A 17,013-nucleotide genomic window follows, 5' to 3' on the forward strand; every position below is an offset into this window, starting at 1 on the left:
CACGCTCTGGACGTCGAGGAGTTGTCCTACCGGGCGGACCGGGGGCCCCTCCTGCTGGACGGCGTGCGCCTGCGGGCGGCGCCGGGCGAGACCGTCGGCGTCGTCGGGCCGAACGGCAGCGGCAAGACCACGCTGCTGCGGTGCGTCTACGGAACGCTGCGGCCCACCGGTGGCCGGATCACGCTGGGCGGTCAGGACGCGGCGGGGCTGAGCGTCAAGGCCCGGGCGCGGCGAGTGGCGGCCGTGCCGCAGGACGCGGGCGGCGGGTTCGGGCTGACGGCAGGCCGGATCGTGGCGATGGGCCGCTCCCCGCACAAGCGGTTCTGGGAGGGCGACACCGCAGCGGACGCGGCACGGGTCGCCGAAGCGCTGGAGCGGACGGGGGCCGCCGCGCTGGCCCGGCGGCCCTTCGACGAGCTGTCCGGCGGCGAGCGGCAGCGGGTGCTGGTGGCCCGCGCCCTGGTGCAGGACCCCGGACTGCTGGTGCTGGACGAGCCGACCAACCATCTGGACGTGCGCTATCAGTGGGAGTTGCTGACGCTCGTCCGGGACCTGCCCGCCACGGGCCTGCTCGCCCTGCACGACCTCAACCTCGCCGCGTACTTCTGCGACCGGCTGTACGTGCTGGAGGGGGGCCGGGTCGTGGCGGACGGCCCACCCGAGGAGGTGCTCACCCCGGGGCTGCTGGCCGAGGTGTACGGGGTGCGGGCCGAGGTGGACGTGCACCCCGAGACGGGTGCGCCGACGGTGGTCTACCTGCCGCCGCGGGAGTCGCGGGAGTCGCCGGACCCGCGCGAGGAGCGGGAAAGGGCGCGGGGATGACCGGCGAGGGCGGACCCGCCGAGCTGGACGGACTGACGGCGCTGTGCGCGCTGACGGACCTGGCCGCGGCGTACGGCCCCCGCTACCACATGCTGCCGGGCGAGCCGCCCCCCGCGGAGGCCGCCGCCGGGGCGTGGCTGCCCGCGGACCGGCTGCTGAGCGCGGACAGCGCCGAGCTGGAGCGGCTGGTGTCCGCCGAGTGGCAGGGCAGCGGGCACCGTACCGGCCACGCGGCCGCGCTCACACTGATCGCGGTGTACGCGGGGCGGGTGACGGCCGCGGCGATGCTCGACTGGGCGCTCGACGGGCGTGTGTGGGACGTGCGGCCGTGGAACGTCCTGGTGCGGCCCGGCGGCCACGGGATCGCGGGCGTACGGCTGCGGACCCCGCGGCTGCTCGCGGCGCCCTCCGCCGAACCGGCCGGCACGCTCTCGGCGCTCCACGAGGCCGTGCTGGACTCCCATCTGCTGCCGCTCGCCGCCGCGCTGCGCGGGGCGACCCGTGCCGGAATGCGGCAACTGCACGGCGGGGTGGCCCACGGCTGCGCCACCGCGCTGAGTGCCACCGCGGCCCGGCCGCCGAAGGAACTCGCCCGGCGCTGGGCGGAGTTCGTCGGTCCGCGGCCGGAGCTGGTGCGGCTCGGTGACCTCGCCGAGGTCACCGGGGCCGACGGCGGCCGCCGACTGCGCTACCTCCGCAACACCTGCTGCCTCTACTACACCAGCGCGGAAGCCGTCCGCTGCGCGAGCTGCTGCCTGACCCCGCGCGCCGACCGGCTGCGCGCCTACGCGGCGCGCTGAGCCGGCCGGACGGCCGGGACCCTACCCCTGACTGCCGGGGTCGGGCCGCCGGTGGGACCGTGTGGTCACCACAGCTCGGTGCTGTACCGCTCCACCAGGGTGCCGATCCGCGCGACGACCTCGTCCTGCGGCAGCGGGTCGAGCCGGCGGCCGTCGCGCAGCCGTACCGCGATCCGCCCGGCGGCGGCCTCCCGGCGGCCGAGCACCGCCTGGTAGGGGACCCGGCGGGCCTCCCGCACCCGGGCGCCCATGCTGCCGCGCTCAGGCGGAGCGAGGTCGGCGCGCAACCCCGCGGCGGTGCAGCGCCGCACGAACGCCTCGCCCGCGGCCCGTTCCGCTTCGGACACCGGCAGCACGGCGAGCTGCACGGGTGCCAGCCAGCCGGGGAACGCGCCGCCGTGCACCTCGATCAACTGCGCCACCGCGCGCTCCACACTGCCGAGCACGGCACGGTGGACCATGACCGGCCGGTGGGCTCGGCCGTCCGCGCCGGTGTAGCGCAGATCGAAGCGCTCGGGCTGGTGCAGGTCGACCTGGACGGTGGAGAGGGTGGCCTCCCGGCCCGCCGCGTCGGCGATCTGTACATCGATCTTGGGCCCGTAGAAGGCGGCCTCGCCCTCCGCCGACTCGTACGGCAGCTCGGCGTCCTCCAGCGCCTCGGTCAGCAGCGCGGTGGCCCGCTGCCACGCGTCCGGGCCGGGCAGTCGATCGCCGCCCGGCGCGGGGAGCGAGAGCCGGTAGCGGGCGGCCTCGATGCCGAGCGCGCGGTAGGCATCCCGGACCAGCTCCAGCGCCGCGCGGGCCTCGGCCGCGACCTGGTCGAGGGTGCAGAAGATGTGCGCGTCGTTGAGCTGGATGGCGCGTACCCGGGTGAGCCCGCCCAGCACTCCGGAGCGCTCGGCCCGGTACATGGTGCCGAGTTCGGCCATCCGCAACGGCAGTTCGCGGTAGCTGTGCGCGCGGGAGCGGTAGATCACCGCGTGGTGCGGGCACAGACTGGGGCGCAGCACCAGCACCTCTCCTTCACTGTCCCCCTCGGCGTCCTCCGCGCGCCGCTCCAGGGGCGGGAACATGTCGTCGGCGTAGTGGTCCCAGTGGCCGGAGCGTTCGTACAGCTCGCGCTTGCCGAGGACGGGCGAGCAGACGTGCCGGTACCCGGCGCGGCGCTCGACACCCCGGATGTACTCCTCCAGCGCGTGCCGGACGGTGGCGCCGTCCGGCAGCCAGTAGGGCAGTCCGGCGCCGATCAGCGGATCGGTGCCGAAGAGCTGCAACTCGCGGCCGAGCGACCGGTGGTCGTGGCGGGCTGCGGTCATGGGGTCCTCCCTCGTGGACACGGGCCGCGCCCGAGGGGGGACGACGAAGCCCCGGGCGCTCGGCCCGGGGCTTGACGGGTACGTCGGTCAGCGCGCCGGGACTTCGTCCGGCGTCGTCGTCCTGACGATCTGTACGGCGCGCTGCTGCATGGAGACAACGTAGCAACGTGGGCCGCGTCCGTCTCCCGGATTTCCGGGTGCCCCGGCTGCCTCCGGCCCGGTCACCGCCCGGGGTACCGAGGGCGCCGGTCCACGCTGTGGGTAGCATCGCGGCACTGCGCGCGGCACCGCGCCAGTCGGTCGACATTCGGGGGAGCACGTGTTCGGGATCGTCAGGCCCTGCAGGCACCGGTTGCCGGAGGGGCTCAGGGCCGAGTGGACGGCGCATCTGTGCGGGCTCTGCCTCGCACTGCGCGACGGCCACGGGCAGTTGGCGCGGATCGTGACGAACTATGACGGGCTGCTGGTCTCCGTGCTGACCGACGCGCAGGCCGGAACCGCCGCCTCCCGGCGCCGCACCGCGGGACCGTGCCCGCTGCGGGGCATGCGGACCGCCTCGGTCGCCCGGGGTGAGGGTGCGCGGCTGGCGGCCTCGGTGTCCCTGGTGCTCGCCTCGGCGAAGATACGGGACCACATAGCCGACGGTGACGGGGTGCTGCGCCGCCGCCCGCTGGCCGCGGCCGCCCGCCGGACGGCCGCGGGCTGGGACCGGGCCGGCGCCCGTGCCGGCGGCGCGCTGGGCTTCGACACGGCGCTGCTGGTCGACGCAGTGGAGCGGCAGACCGACGTGGAGCGCGCGGCGGGCCCGGGCACTCCGCTGGCGACCGTCACCGAGCCGACCGCGACAGCCACCTCGGCGGCGTTCGCGCACACGGCGACCCTCGCGGGCCGCCCCGGCAACGCGGGCCCGCTCGCCGAGGCGGGCCGCCTCTTCGGACAGCTCGCGCACCTGCTGGACGCGGTCGAGGACCGCGCGGCGGACGCCGCCGAGGGGGCCTGGAATCCGCTCACCGCCACCGGCACCACCCCGGCCGAGGTCCGGAAGGTGTGCGACGAGGCGGTGCGCGGCATCCGGCGGGCGCTGCGCGCGGTGGACTTCGCGGACCGGCGGCTGGCGCACGCCCTGCTGGCGCACGAGGTGCCGCGCGCCGTGGACCGCGCGTTCGGCACGGCGGCGTGCGCGCACTCCGGTGGACGGGCTGCGGTCGCGGGCCCGCACGGGGACGCCGACCCGCCCCCGCAGCCGTACGGACAGCCTCCGTACGGGCAGCAGGCGTACGGACAACAGCCGGGGCGGCCGCCCTACGGTCAGGCGCCGAACAATCTCAACGGCCCCGGGAATCCGTTCGCGGGTGCGGGAGCGGGCGGCCAGGGCGGTGACGGCACCGGCGGTCCGGGGGGCTCCGGGGGCCGCGATCCGGGCCGGCAGCTGCCGCCGCGCGGCTTCTGGGCCGGCTGCGCGGCGTTCGTCGGCCTCTGCTGCACCTGCCGCATGTGCTGTGCCTCCGAGTACGAGGGCCCCTGGTCCCGCAAGAAGCGGGACGGGTGCCTGGATTGGTGTGACTGCTGCAGCAACTGCGGCTGCGACTGCTGCAGCAACTGCAGTTGTGACGGCTGCGACTGCTGCGGCTGCGACTGCTGAGGGCACTGCCCCGCCCCCTCACACCCCCCGTCCCGCCCCGCGGGCCCGGAGAGGAACTGACGCGGTTCCCCCAGCCGTCCGCGGGCACTCGTCCCCGGACGATGGGGAGGATCCATGGACATCACCGTTCCGAGACGCCGCAAGCAGGGCGGCCGGCTGCGCGGATTCCGCGGCAGGGCAGGGAAGCCAGGCGCCGGGAAGGCGACACGGCAGGCCAGGTCCACGGCCCGGCCGGTGCTGAGCGGTGCGGCGCGGGCCGGGTTCACCGGGCGCGGCGTGACGTATCTGCTGGTCGGCGCACTGGCGGTGCAGGTGGGGTTCAGCGGCGGCAAGGGCGGCGAACAGGCCGACCGGGGCGGGGCGCTCCAGCAGGTGGCGGAGCAGTCCTTCGGCGGTCTGCTGCTGTGGGCGCTGGGCCTCGCACTGGCCGGCATGGCGCTGTGGCGGCTGTCCGAAGCGGTCTGGGGCGCCGCGGGGCCGGACGGCGACAAGGCGACCAAACGCCTCGCCTCCGCGGCGCGGGCCGTCTTCTACACGTTCGTCGCGTACTCCGTGCTGGCCTTCGCCGCCGGTGACAAGGGCAGCGGCAGTGGCGCCTCCGACGAGCAGTCGCGCGATGTGACGGCCGACGCGCTGGGGCTGCCCGGCGGACAGTGGCTGGTGGGCGCAGTGGGCGCGGGCGTGCTGATCGGCGGCGTGGTGCTCGGCGGGCGCGCGGCGCTGCGGAAGTTCCACAAGCATCTGCGCACCCACCGGATGTCCGCGCGGCAGCGGAAGTTCGTGGACTTCACCGGGGTGGCGGGCGGGCTCGCCCGCGGTCTGGTGTTCGCCGCGGCCGGCGGCTTCGTGCTCCGCGCCGCGCTCACCTACGACCCCGAGCGGGCCAAGGGCATGGACGACACACTGCGGGCCTTCGCCGGGACCGCGGCGGGGCCGTGGCTGCTGGTCGCCGTGGCGGTGGGGCTCGTCCTCTTCGGGCTCTTCTCGTTCGCGGTGGCACGCTGGCGCAGCACCTGACCCCGAGGCGGGCCGGGGCCGGGCACCCGCCGGGTCCGCGGACCCGGCGTCCGCCCGGAGAAACCGCGGGGCCCGGGACCGGCGTCGGCCGGTCCCGGGCCCGGTGGGCGAGTGCGAGGTCAGCGCAGCGCGGCCAGCGCCTCGTTGAAGGTCTTCGACGGCCGCATCACGGCCGCCGCCTTCTCCGTCGAGGGCTGGTAGTAGCCGCCGATGTCGGCGGGCTCGCCCTGGACGGCCAGCAGCTCGTCGACGATCTTCTGCTCCTGCCCGGCCAGCGTCCCGGCCAGCTCCGCGAACGCCTGCGCGAGCTCCGCGTCCTCGGTCTGCGCCGCCAGCTCCTGCGCCCAGTACAGGGCGAGGTAGAAGTGGCTGCCGCGGTTGTCGATGCTGCCGAGCTTGCGGCTAGGCGACTTGTTCTCGTTCAGCAGCGTGCCGGTGGCGCGGTCCAGGGTGTCCGCGAGGATCTGGGCGCGCGCGTTCCCCGTCTTGTGCGCGAGGTGCTCGAAGCTGACGGCCAGCGCGAGGAACTCGCCCAGGCTGTCCCAGCGCAGGTAGTTCTCCTTGACGAGCTGCTGCACATGCTTGGGCGCCGAGCCGCCCGCACCCGTCTCGAAGAGCCCGCCGCCGTTGATCAGCGGAACGATGGACAGCATCTTGGCGCTGGTGCCCAGCTCCATGATCGGGAACAGGTCGGTCAGGTAGTCGCGCAGCACATTGCCGGTGACCGAGATGGTGTTCTCGCCGCGGCGGATCCGCTCCAGGGAGAAGGTCATCGCGTCGGCCGGGGACATGATCTCGATCCGCAGGCCCTCGGTGTCGTGCAGCGGCAGGTACTCGCGGACCTTCCCGATCAGGTTCCGGTCGTGGGCACGGGTCTCGTCCAGCCAGAAGACGGCCGGGTCGCCGGTGGCGCGGGCGCGGGTGACGGCCAGCTTGACCCAGTCCTGGATCGGCACGTCCTTGGTCTGGCACATCCGGAAGATGTCGCCCTCACCGACGGCCTGCTCCAGCACCAGTTCGCCCGCGTCGTCGAGGACCCGCACCGTGCCGGTCGCCGGGATCTCGAACGTCTTGTCGTGGCTGCCGTACTCCTCGGCCTTCTGCGCCATCAGACCGACGTTGGGCACGGAGCCCATGGTGGCCGGGTCGAAGGCGCCGTTGGCCCGGCAGTCCTCGATGACGGCCTGGTAGATGCCCGCGTAGCTGCTGTCGGGGATGACCGCGAGCGCGTCCTGCTCCTGGTCGTCCTTGTTCCACATGTGCCCCGAGGTGCGGATCATCGCGGGCATGGAGGCGTCCACGATGACGTCGCTGGGTACGTGCAGGTTGCTGATGCCGCGGTGCGAGTCGACCATCGCCAGGTCGGGGCCCTGGGCCAGCTCGGCGTCGAAGGACGCCTTGATCTTGTCGCCCTCCGGGAGCGACTCCAGACCCCTGTAGATGCCGCCCAGACCGTCGTTGGGGGTCAGCCCGGCCGCGGCGAGCTGGTCACCGTAGGTGGCGAACGTCCTCGGGAAGAAGGCGCGCACGGTGTGACCGAAGATGATCGGGTCGGACACCTTCATCATCGTGGCCTTCAGGTGCACCGAGAACAGCACACCCTCCGCCTGGGCCCGCTCGACCTGCGCGGAGAGGAACTCGCGCAGCGCCGCGACCCGCATCACCGCGGCGTCGACGACCTCGCCGGCCTGCACCGGCACCGACTCGCGCAGCACCGTGGTGGAGCCGTCGTCGCCGTGCAGTTCGATCCGCAGCGAACCGTCCTGGGCCAGCACGGTGGACTTCTCGGTGGAGCGGAAGTCGTCACCGTCCATGTGCGCGACGTTCGTCTTCGAGTCGGCGCGCCAGGCGCCCATGCGGTGCGGGTTGGCCTTGGCGTAGTTCTTGACGGAGGCCGGCGCGCGGCGGTCGGAGTTGCCCTCGCGCAGGACCGGGTTGACGGCGCTGCCCTTGACCTTGTCGTAGCGGGCGCGCACCTCCCGCTCCTCGTCGGTCCGCGGGTCGTCCGGGTAGTCCGGCAGCGCGTAGCCCTGCTCCTGCAGCTCCGCGATGGCGGCCTTGAGCTGCGGGATGGACGCCGAGATGTTCGGCAGCTTGATGATGTTGGCCTGCGAGGTCTTGGCCAGCTCACCGAGCTGCGCCAGCGCGTCCTCGATGCGCTGGTGCTCCTCCAGCCGCTCGGGGAAGCCGGCGATGATCCGGCCGGCCAGGGAGATGTCGCGGCTCTCGACGGCGACGCCGGCCGTCGAGGCGTACGCCTCGACCACGGGCAGGAACGAGTACGTCGCCAGGGCCGGGGCCTCGTCAGTGTGCGTATAGATGATGGTCGAGTCAGTCACCGCTACTCCGCTTCGCGTCTACATCGTCTCGATATCAAGATATCCCGTGACCGGGCGGCGCGGTGAAGCGGCCCGCGGTTGGCCGCCCGCGCCTGGGCCGCACTCCGCGTGCCCGCCCGAAACCGCCGGAAACCCGCAGGACAGAAGGCCGGCCACGCGGCGACGGAGAACGACTACTGCCGTGGGGGTAAGGCGCGACTCCTCCCCTGGAGGGATGCCACCGATACCCCCCGGCCGTATCGTCTTCGGCGCCGGCACCGGACAGGCGGCCGACTCCCGGCCGCGGGGAGCGAGAAGGAAGGAGAGCGGGATGCTGCTGATCGAGGTGTTCGTACCCAAAGGCGCCCTGAGCGCAGCGGAGCAGCAGGCGCTGGGGCAGCGGCTCATCGACACCTTCATGGTGGAGGACGACAGCCATGCCCTCGAGGTCCTCGAAGCGCAGCGCGCCCTCACCCAGGTACTGGTGCACGAGCCCGCCGCCTGGGTGCTCGGCGTCCGGCCGCCCGCCGACCCGGCGGACCCGCCGCGGTATCTGGTGCGGATCACCGTGCCGGCGTCGTGGCGCAAAGAGATGTCGGCGCACTCGGTACGGATCGTCACCGACGTACTGGCCGAGACGGAGCGCGCCGCCGGACGCCACCCGGACCGGGTGCGCCGCGAGCCGCACGCGGTGGTCCTCGTGGACGGCATCTCCGAGGGGGGCGTCGGCCTGTACGGCAGGGCCATGAGCAGCCTGGACCTCACCGAGCTGCTCTCCCGGGAGTACCGCGACCGACGCGGGGAGCCCAGCCCCGGGGAACGCGGGGAGCCCGAGCACGCCGCCGACCACCGGGAGGGGCCCGCGCAGGCGGAGCGGGCCTCGGCGGAGGGCGCTCCGAAGGGCACGCTGACCGACCCGATCTGCGGGATGAGCGTGGAGCTCGACGGCTCCACGCTCACCCTCGTACACGACGGAACCCTGTACGGCTTCTGCCACGGCCTGTGCCGGCGGGCGTTCGCGGACGAGCACGGACTCCCGCTCGGCGGGCAGGCCCGCCGCCCGGACGGTCCGCCGGATCAGGCCCCCGCGGCCGGGGCGGAGGCCGGAGCCGGGAAGGTCGGGTACTCCGCCCCCGAGACGTGCTGGAGGACCCGGATGACCTGGCACGAGTAGCCGAACTCGTTGTCGTACCAGAGGTAGAGGATCGCGTTGTCGCCCTCGACCTTGGTGGCGCCCGCGTCGACGATGGAGGCGTGGCGCGAGCCGATGAAGTCGTTGGAGACCGCGTCGGGGGCGCTGGTGAAGTCGATCTGGCGCTTGAGCGGCGAGGTCAGCGAGACATCGCGGAGGTGGTCCAGCACCTCCGCGCGGCTGGTCTCGCGCGCGAGCTGCAGGTTGAGGATGGCGATCGAGACGTCCGGCACCGGGACGCGGATCGAACTGCCGGTGATCGTCGCCTCGAGGTCGGGCAGCGCCTTGGCGACGGCGGAGGCGGCACCGGTCTCGGTGATGACCATGTTGAGCGGCGCCGAACGCCCGCGCCGGTCGGACTTGTGGTAGTTGTCCAGCAGGTTCTGGTCGTTGGTGAACGAGTGGACGGTCTCCACGTGACCGCGCAGCACGCCGTACTCGTCCGCCATCGCCTTCAGCGGCGGGACGATCGCGTTGGTGGTGCAGGACGCGCAGGAGATGATCCGCTCGTCCGGCTTGATCATGTCGTGGTTGACGCCGTGCACCACGTTGGGCACGTCGCCCTTACCGGGCGCGGTCAGGATCACCTTGTCGATGCCCGGACGCAGGTGCTGGGAGAGGCCCTCCCGGTCGCGCCACCTGCCGGTGTTGTCGATGAGGACGGCGTCCTTGATGCCGTACGCCGTGTAGTCCACCGACGTCGGGTCGTCGGAGTAGATGACCTTGATCTCGTTGCCGTTGGCGATGATCGTGCTGTTCGCCTCGTCGACGGTGATGGTGCCCTGGAACTGCCCGTGGATCGAGTCGCGGCGCAGCAGCGAGGCCCGCTTGACCAGGTCCTGACCGGCGGCCCTGCGGACGACGACGGCGCGCAGGCGCAGGCCGTTGCCGGAACCGGCCTTCTCGATGAGCAGGCGGGCGAGGAGGCGGCCGATACGGCCGAAGCCGTAGAGGACCACGTCCCGCGAGGCCCGGCGGTCGATCTTGTCGGCGCCGGTCGCACCGGCCACGGCCTGCGCCGTGAACTCCGCCACGGACAGACCGCGGTCGTCGTTCCGGTAGGTCGCGGCGAGCATGCCGATGTCGATCTGGGAGGGGCCGAGGTCGAGCGCGGTGAGCGCGTGGAGGAACGGCAGCGTCTCGGTGACGGACAGTTCCTCCCCGGCTATCTGCCGCGCGAAGCGGTGGACCTTGAGGATGCTGATCACCGACTTGTTCACCAGGGAGCGGCTGTGCAGCAGGACGGTGACGTCCCGCTCCCGGTGCAGCTTCCCGATGATCGGGATCATCGATTCCGCGATCTCCTCGCGGTGCTTCCAGTTGGTGAACACGTCGTCGTTGACAGTCACAGATCTATCTTTCGAGCTAGGCGGCGCTCATATGCTAACCCGTCCGGCGGAGTGCCCCGGACGGCCGGGCGCACAGCCGAACGCCTGGGCGAGCGACCGGACCGAAGGGCGGAGCGGACAGCCGGACGGTCCCGGTTCGGCGGTCTGACCGCCCGGCGGCGCGGCGGGACCACCGGGCCGCAGGTCACCGGCCCGGGTCACCGGGTCGCCACCGGCGGCCCGTCCCCCCGGCCTCATCGGTGACGCGGATCGCGAGGACGGCCATGTCGTCGTGCCCCGGAGAGTTCTTCACGCCACTGGAGAGCGCCTCCAGGAGCTGCGGCAGGGGACGGTCCCCGTACGCGGAGAGTGTGGACATCGCCCGCCGGATCCCCTCCTCGACGTCGCTGTCCCGGCGTTCCACCAGGCCGTCGGTGTACAGCAGGAGCACGGCGCCCGGCGGGATCTCGTACTCGTGTTCGCAGCGCTCGAGGCCGATCGCGGCGTCGAGCAGCAGGAGGTCGTGGGCGTCCAGCGTCGAGACCCGGCCGTCGGGCAGCCGCAGCAGCGGCGGCGGATGCCCGGCGTTGGACATCGTCAGCCGCCACCGGTCCTGCTGCGGGTCCAGCCGGGCGTGCACGGCGGTGGCGCCCGGCCCCAGCGGCAGGGCGGCGAAGGCGGCTTCGACCGCCGCCAGCGCGACGGCGGGCGAGCGCTCCGGGTGGCCGAGCGTGGCCTGGCGCAGCATGCTGCGCACCTGCCCCATCACGACGGCGGCCCGCATGTCGTGTCCGATGACGTCCCCGATGGACGCCACCAGGCAGGACCGCCGCCCGCCCGGTCCGGTCGGCAGCACGTAGGCGTCGTACCAGTCGCCTCCCACCATGTCCTGGTCCTCGGCGGGCAGGTACAGGGTGGACATCTCCAGGCCGGGCACGTCCGGCAGTTCGGTGAGCATGGCGGACTGGAGTTGCTGCGCCGTACTGAGCCGACTCTCGACGAACCGCATCCGCTCCACGGCCTGGCTCACATAGCCCGCGACCGCGGTGAGCACCGCCTCCTCGGTCACGCCCAGCACGTGAGCGCCCGCCCAGGACCAGGTCAGCACCCCGCGGCGGCGGGCCAGCGGGACGCAGAACGCGGAGACGAGTCCGAGGGCGTCGTACCCCGCCACGGCCTCCGCGCTGTAGCCGGCCTCCAGGGCGGCATGGTCGGGGACGAAGACCGCCCGCTGCTCGCGCATCGCCCGGGCGCTGGGGAACCCGGAGTCCACCGCCATGGACGGGACGGCCGCCTCCATCGGCCGCACGTCCTCCGGTTCGACCACGCGCCGCAGCTCCTGACCGTCGGCGAGCAGCAGGCCCACATAGGACGGCTTGGCGGAGCCGTCGAACAGGTGGCGCAGCCTGCGGACCACATCCGTCAGATCACGGGAGCGGGCCAGCTCGACCGACGCGCGCAGCAGGAGCCCGGCGTGGTCCCGGTCGCGCCGCACCTGCTCGCTGGCGATCCGCAGCCGCAGCTCGACCGAACAGGCGGCCGCGAGGTCGGCCAGATCGTGCAGCTCCGACTCGGTCCACTCGCGGGGCTCGTGGTCGATCGCGCACAGCGACCCCAGGGTATGGCCGTCGGCGTCCGTCAGCGGCATCCCGGCGTAGGCGATCACCTGGAGTTCGGATACGGCCAGACTCGAACGCGTCAGCGGGTCGAGTCGCGCGTCGTTCAGGACGAGCGGCTCACCGCTGTGGACGACGTGCTGGCAGAAGGACCGGTTCAGGGGCGTCTGGCGCCGCTCCGCCCAGGGCCGGGCCAGCCCCACCATGCCGGGGAAGACCTGCCGCTCGGTCTCCAGCAGGGACACCAGCGCCACCGGGGCGCGGAGGAACCGGGTGACGAGCCGCGCGAACCGGTCCATGCCGGGGTCGGCGGCGGCCGTGAGCCCCGCGAGCCGCAGCGCCTCCGCCCTGCCCAGCTCCCCCGTCACAGTCCCTCCACCGATGGCTCGCGGGCGTCCCGGCACCGACCCGGCACCCCCACTGCGCACAGCCCGCGCCGACGCCGCAACCGGCATCCGCCAAAGCGAATGCATGCAGACAGAAGCGAATGTATCGCAAGAAACGGACATTGTCCTGCGGCTACCGGCCCCCGCCACAGGACAGGGTCGCCCGCCCGGCGGGCCGCCCCTCCCCTACGGTCCCGGGCCCGGCGGAAGGTGTTCCGCCGGGCCCGGGATCAGGCACCTCACCCGCGAGCTCTCCCAGCAACCCGGGCTCAGCCGTGGTTTCCCTCGTCCGGGCCTGCGGAGCCGTCCGCCGCACCGGCCGCGTCCCCCGCCCAGGCCTCCCCGGCGGACAGCGGCGTCATCCGGGGCAGGAGCTGCGCGGCGAGCAGCGTCGAGAGCGCCGAGCTGTCCCCGCTTCCGCCGTCGGTACGCACGACGACCGGTCGGGGCGCCTTCCCCGCCAGCTCCGTGCCCACCTCGAGGCGGCGGCGGGCCAACTCGTACTGGAGCACCGCGCGGTTGTCGCGGTACGCCTTGGCCAGCGCGCGCTGGGCCCGGGCCTCGTTCTCGGCGGCGATCAGACCGCTGCGGCCCTCCGTCTCGATCTCGAACCGCACCCGCTGCGCATTGGTCTCCTGCTCCTCCAGCAGTTGCGCCACCTGCTCGCGGGCCTTGTTCAGCGCGGCCTTCACCTCCACGATGCGCGCGTCCCGCACCTTCTTGGCCCGCTCGATGTCCATGCCGAGGCTGTCGATCCGGCGCTTGCGCGTCAGACCCCACTCCTGCTCGTAGGCGGTCCGCTCCTTGGCGACCCGCTCCCGGGTGGCCAAGTGCTGCTGGTACTGGGCCGGGAGCTGGACGTCCGGGATGTTGGAGCCGGTGATGCGCACCCCGTAGCGGGACAGCAGCCGGTTGAGCAGCTCCTGCATGTCGGCCACGTCGGAGCCGCGCAGGTCGTACGCGTGCTCGGTGTGCACCAGGCGGGCACGCTGGCGGATGGCGTCCTGCACGGCGCTGGAGAGGACCAGGTCGAAGTTGCCCGCGCCGATCGTCCGGACGAAGAGCACCGCGTCGGTGATGCGGAACTTCAGGAAGAACTCGATCGACCGCAGCGGCACGTTCTCCTGCGTCGGACAGGCCATCACCGGCGCCGAGTACGGGATCTCGGTGGCCGTGTCGACCACGAAGTCGACCCGCGACCAGGGGTGCCACAGGTAGTGCCGCCCCGCGTCCAGGGTGCGGGTGACCGCGCCGTACCGGGTCAGCACCCCGTGGGTGCCCTGCTCGATCTCCACGATCGAGGAGCGCCACCACCAGAGCCCGCCGATCACCAGCAGCACTCCGCCGAGGGCGTAGGAGAGCCCGGCGAGCGCGCCGTAGGCAAGGTCGGAGGCCCCCTCGGCGTCGGCACCGCGCAGCGAGAGCATCACGCCCGCCAGCAGGGCGAACAGTCCGAGCCACAGCGGCAGCATCCACCACAGCCGGCGCCGGTGGCGCGGGATGATGACCGGGATCAGGGTGCCGGCCTCGCCGCCCCGCAGCAGTTGGGCGATCTCGCTCCAGGGCGCCACCGCCTCGGAGATGACCGACCTGCGGTTCGAGTGTGCGCTGCTCACTGGTCGTCCTCCTCGGCGTGGTACGCGACGTCGGTCGCGGGTCCGGCGGGTCCAGCGGACTCGGCGGGCCCGGTGTTCCCGGCGCCCCCGGTTGTCCCGGCGGTCCCAGCCGACTCGGTCGGCTCGGCCGGCTCGGGGGCCACCGTGGGCCGCTCGGCCTCCAGCAGCGCACCGATCTCGCTCTCGCGGTCGGAGATCCGCGCGGACACCTCGTCCAGACGCTCCCGGACAGCCGCCATGTCGGCCTCCGTGAACAGCTCGCCGCCGTGCTCCCCCACCAGTTCACGCGCGAGGCGCAGGAAGTCGACCCCGGCCGCGTCGCTGCCGTCGGCCGTACCGCCGATCCGCACCAGCCGCGGCAGATGGTCGGCGACCTCCACCAGTGCGTCGAGGATCTGCCGCTGGTAGCGGTACTCCAGGATCTCGGGCGCTTCGGCCGCCGTCACGGCCCGGATGTCCAGGGCCTGGGCCTCCAGCAGCGCCGCGTTCGCCTTCGCCTCGGACTCGGCCTGCACATAGCGCTGCCGGGCCAGCGCCTCGGCCCGGTTGGTCTCGCGCTCCACGGCCGTGTCCATCTGCGCCTGGTACTGGGCGATGTCCGCCTGGATCGCGGAGAGCGTCTCGTGGCTGGTCGCCAACTCCTTGGTCAGATCGCCCTCGTCCTGCTCCTTGCGCAGCATCAGCGCGTACTCGTGGGTGTACGCCTCCTTCGCCATCCGCACCATCTCCGGCGCGGCCAGGTCCATCCGGTAGCCCCGGTCGGCCGGCTCCGCGTGTGTGATGTTGGCGTTGGTCAGCTCGACAGCGGGCCGGAACTGCTGGTTGAGCTGCTCCAGCAGCCGGCCGGTGTCCTCCCCGACCATGTCGTAGATCCCGGCGGCCTCCTGCTCGTAGATGAGGCTGCGGATGGTCTCGCTGACGGCGTTGCTCAGCTTCTCCTCGAAGCCGCGGACGGCACCGAGCGTGTAGACGAACTCGGTCGGGTCGCTGATCCGGAACTGGATGAAGAGGTCGATCGACGCCTTCACCCCGCCCTTGGTCGGCGCCTCCCGCACCGGCGCGTTGAACGGGTACTCGCGGACCGTGTTGACGATGTACGAGACGCGCTTCCACGGGCTGATCAAAATGACCCGGCCGGGCCCGACGACCTTCTCCAGCTTCCCGAACCGGGTGATCAGCGCCTGGCAGCCGTCCGGAACCATGACCATGCCCTGCCGCCACCACACGAAGCCGATCGCGGCCAGCGCCACGACCCAGTAATGCAGTCCGAAGAGCGGATTGATCAACGGCGAGTCGTCCACGGTCGACACCACAGCGGTTCCCACCGCGCCCAGCACCAGCAGCATCAGCACCGGGAGCATGCTCAGGAACGAACGGCCCTTCGGCAGCACCATCGGGCAGATCTCATGAACCTGCTCGCCGTCCTCGCGCTTGTGCCCGCTCTGGTTGAGCGCCTCGCCCGCCTCGTCCAACGCGACGGTCCGCTGCGCCATCACGGTCGCGATCGAACCGCCCTGCTCCCGGGCCGCCGGGAAGTCCGCGGGATCCATCCCCTCGTCCTGCGGTTCCTGCACGTCCTGGTCCTCCTGGCCGGCCTCCCCCTGGCCCCGGCCCTCGGCACTCCGCCCCCGCGTGGGCCCCCGCCCGGCGGAGCGGCCCGTACGCCTGCGGACCTCCTCCTCCGCCACCTGCCGGGGATCGGCACCGGAAGCCACCGCGGAAGCCACCCTCCGTACGCTCTGCGCTCTGGCCACAGTTCCCCCTCTGTCTCATCGTGCGCTCCCGCCATCCCACACCACGAGCAGCGCCGCAGCCACGGCGGGATCCCCGATCGTGACAGCACGGCGAACCCTTCGTTGCCTCCGGTACACAACGCCCGCCGCCATATGGGCCGTCGCCTCGTGCGGCTGGCGGCCCGCCGACCTGCTCACGGGGCAGGCGGCCATCCGTCATACCCCTCGACACCCCTCGATCCGCACCGCTGTCGGGCACCGGTGTGACGGCGCCCGCAGCGACGACGCTTACTCCCTCACCCCCGGGCGTCGGATCTGCCGGATCCCGTCATCGTCGACGACCTCGTGATCGAGGGCGGAAGGAAACCCATCATGCAGGCATGGGACCTTCGGACCGGCGCTGAGGTGTGGAAGGTGCGGCGCAGACGCACTCCGACAACGAGCCTCGTGTACGCCTCGGGAAGACTCCTTTACGGAGCGGGCAGGACTCTCTTCGCCCATGACGCACGTACGGGCAAAGGGCCATGGGCGCTTTGAAATCAATCTGCGGCACTATGGCCGAAGAGTCACGGCGATACGCTTCCCGCGAGACGTCACCTTTCGTCATCGGCAGCGAATGTCGCCGCGTACACGGAACGCACAGGTGTGCCGTAGCGGTCACCCGGCGCCGCAGACCGCCCGGGACCGACGTCGCCTGATGCGACTCTATGATCGTCGCATGACAGACGACCCCGATCAGCACAGGGAGCCGGGGCTTCCGCCCAAGGTCGAGTTCGCATTTCCAGGCCCCCTCCGCGACCGGCTCGTCGCCGCGATCCTCGACGGATCCAAGACCGCCACCACCGGGCTGCTGGCCGAGTACGAGCAGGACGGGGAACCGCTCCCGTCCGTCGGCCGGCGTTCGACAGTGGTCGACTCCGAAGGGCGCCCAGTGGCGATCATCGAGGTGACGGACGCCCGCGTGGTGCCGCTCGACGAAGTGGACATCGCCCATGCACGAGATGAAGGCGAAGGCCACACCACAGTCGAGAAGTGGCGGTCAGACCACGAGGAATTCTGGCACAGCGAAGAGATGCGAGAGGCCCTGGGGAATCCTCACTTCACCGTGCACGACACCACTCCGGTCGTGTTGGAACGATTTCGCGTTGCGGCCCGCCTGCCCGATCCGTCCTGACCGGCCGTCCCCGCGCCCCAAGTCGTCGGGGCTCCACGGTGGGTCATGGCGGA

The 17,013-nt window shown here is 72.7% G+C and carries 12 protein-coding genes; 6 read left to right on the forward strand and 6 right to left on the reverse strand.

Annotated features, from left to right (window positions below; all coding sequences use genetic code 11):
- Positions 1-6 precede the first annotated feature (6 nt).
- Both P2424_RS07590 and P2424_RS07595 read left to right on the forward strand, forming a co-directional pair.
- Complete coding sequence (locus P2424_RS07590; protein ID WP_276478867.1) at positions 7-822, forward strand: ABC transporter ATP-binding protein; 816 nt, start codon at positions 7-9, stop codon at positions 820-822.
- Positions 819-1,622 (forward strand): (2Fe-2S)-binding protein, encoded by an 804-nt coding sequence (locus tag P2424_RS07595; RefSeq protein WP_276475013.1) that lies wholly within the window; start codon positions 819-821, stop codon positions 1,620-1,622. The genes P2424_RS07590 and P2424_RS07595 overlap by 4 nt, the downstream gene beginning before the upstream one ends.
- 65 nt (positions 1,623-1,687) lie before the next feature.
- Here the strand turns inward: P2424_RS07595 and thrS are convergent, their stop codons facing one another.
- A complete protein-coding gene (gene thrS, locus P2424_RS07600) occupies positions 1,688-2,938 on the reverse strand; it encodes a threonine--tRNA ligase (protein ID WP_276475014.1) in 1,251 nt (416 codons plus the stop codon).
- A gap of 319 nt (positions 2,939-3,257) precedes the next feature.
- On the opposite strand from thrS, the gene P2424_RS07605 reads away from it, so the two are divergent.
- A complete protein-coding gene (locus P2424_RS07605; RefSeq protein ID WP_276475015.1) occupies positions 3,258-4,580 on the forward strand; it encodes a DUF5685 family protein in 1,323 nt (440 codons plus the stop codon).
- A 114-nt stretch (positions 4,581-4,694) separates the two neighbouring features.
- Positions 4,695-5,597 (forward strand): DUF1206 domain-containing protein, encoded by a 903-nt coding sequence (locus P2424_RS07610; RefSeq protein WP_276475016.1) that lies wholly within the window; start codon positions 4,695-4,697, stop codon positions 5,595-5,597.
- A 119-nt stretch (positions 5,598-5,716) separates the two neighbouring features.
- On the opposite strand, the gene P2424_RS07615 is transcribed toward P2424_RS07610, so the two are convergent.
- Positions 5,717-7,936: an NADP-dependent isocitrate dehydrogenase gene (locus tag P2424_RS07615; protein WP_276475017.1), complete on the reverse strand. Its 2,220-nt coding sequence runs from the start codon at positions 7,934-7,936 to the stop codon at positions 5,717-5,719.
- A gap of 214 nt (positions 7,937-8,150) precedes the next feature.
- Here P2424_RS07615 and P2424_RS07620 point away from each other — a divergent pair, with 214 nt between their 5' ends.
- Positions 8,151-9,089, forward strand: coding sequence for a hypothetical protein (locus P2424_RS07620; protein ID WP_276475018.1), 939 nt, complete (start codon positions 8,151-8,153; stop codon positions 9,087-9,089).
- Here P2424_RS07620 and P2424_RS07625 read toward each other — a convergent pair.
- The 4 genes from P2424_RS07625 to P2424_RS07640 all read right to left on the reverse strand — a co-directional run bounded on the left by P2424_RS07625 (position 8,993) and on the right by P2424_RS07640 (position 15,603).
- Complete coding sequence (locus tag P2424_RS07625) at positions 8,993-10,456, reverse strand: glyceraldehyde-3-phosphate dehydrogenase (protein WP_276475019.1); 1,464 nt, start codon at positions 10,454-10,456, stop codon at positions 8,993-8,995. The two genes, P2424_RS07620 and P2424_RS07625, sit on opposite strands and share 97 nt — an antisense overlap.
- 184 nt (positions 10,457-10,640) lie before the next feature.
- Positions 10,641-12,350, reverse strand: a complete 1,710-nt coding sequence (locus P2424_RS07630; protein ID WP_276478868.1) for a SpoIIE family protein phosphatase — start codon at positions 12,348-12,350, stop codon at positions 10,641-10,643.
- Between the two features lie 356 nt (positions 12,351-12,706).
- Positions 12,707-14,053, reverse strand: coding sequence for an SPFH domain-containing protein (locus tag P2424_RS07635; protein ID WP_276475020.1), 1,347 nt, complete (start codon positions 14,051-14,053; stop codon positions 12,707-12,709).
- Complete coding sequence (locus tag P2424_RS07640) at positions 14,050-15,603, reverse strand: SPFH domain-containing protein (RefSeq protein ID WP_276478869.1); 1,554 nt, start codon at positions 15,601-15,603, stop codon at positions 14,050-14,052. Before P2424_RS07640 ends, P2424_RS07635 begins: the two co-directional genes overlap by 4 nt.
- A gap of 901 nt (positions 15,604-16,504) precedes the next feature.
- Here P2424_RS07640 and P2424_RS07645 point away from each other — a divergent pair.
- Entirely contained in the window at positions 16,505-16,960 is a 456-nt protein-coding gene (locus P2424_RS07645) for an ASCH domain-containing protein (RefSeq protein ID WP_276475021.1), read from the forward strand.
- The last annotated feature ends 53 nt before the right edge of the window (positions 16,961-17,013 follow it).

The sequence above is a fragment of the Streptomyces sp. WMMB303 genome, from assembly GCF_029351045.1.
Classification (GTDB): Bacteria; Actinomycetota; Actinomycetes; order Streptomycetales; family Streptomycetaceae; genus Streptomyces.

Excerpts from the sequence above, each read along its gene's own strand:
- P2424_RS07595 (WP_276475013.1), top strand. The coding sequence starts at position 819 with ATGACCGGCGAGGGCGGACCCGCCGAGCTGGACGGACTGACGGCGCTG.
- thrS (WP_276475014.1), bottom strand. The coding sequence starts at position 2,938 with ATGACCGCAGCCCGCCACGACCACCGGTCGCTCGGCCGCGAGTTGCAG.
- P2424_RS07610 (WP_276475016.1), top strand. The coding sequence starts at position 4,695 with ATGGACATCACCGTTCCGAGACGCCGCAAGCAGGGCGGCCGGCTGCGC.
- P2424_RS07620 (WP_276475018.1), top strand. The coding sequence starts at position 8,151 with ATGCCACCGATACCCCCCGGCCGTATCGTCTTCGGCGCCGGCACCGGA.
- P2424_RS07630 (WP_276478868.1), bottom strand. The coding sequence starts at position 12,350 with ATGGACCGGTTCGCGCGGCTCGTCACCCGGTTCCTCCGCGCCCCGGTG.
- P2424_RS07640 (WP_276478869.1), bottom strand. The coding sequence starts at position 15,603 with ATGGATCCCGCGGACTTCCCGGCGGCCCGGGAGCAGGGCGGTTCGATC.
- P2424_RS07645 (WP_276475021.1), top strand. The coding sequence starts at position 16,505 with ATGACAGACGACCCCGATCAGCACAGGGAGCCGGGGCTTCCGCCCAAG.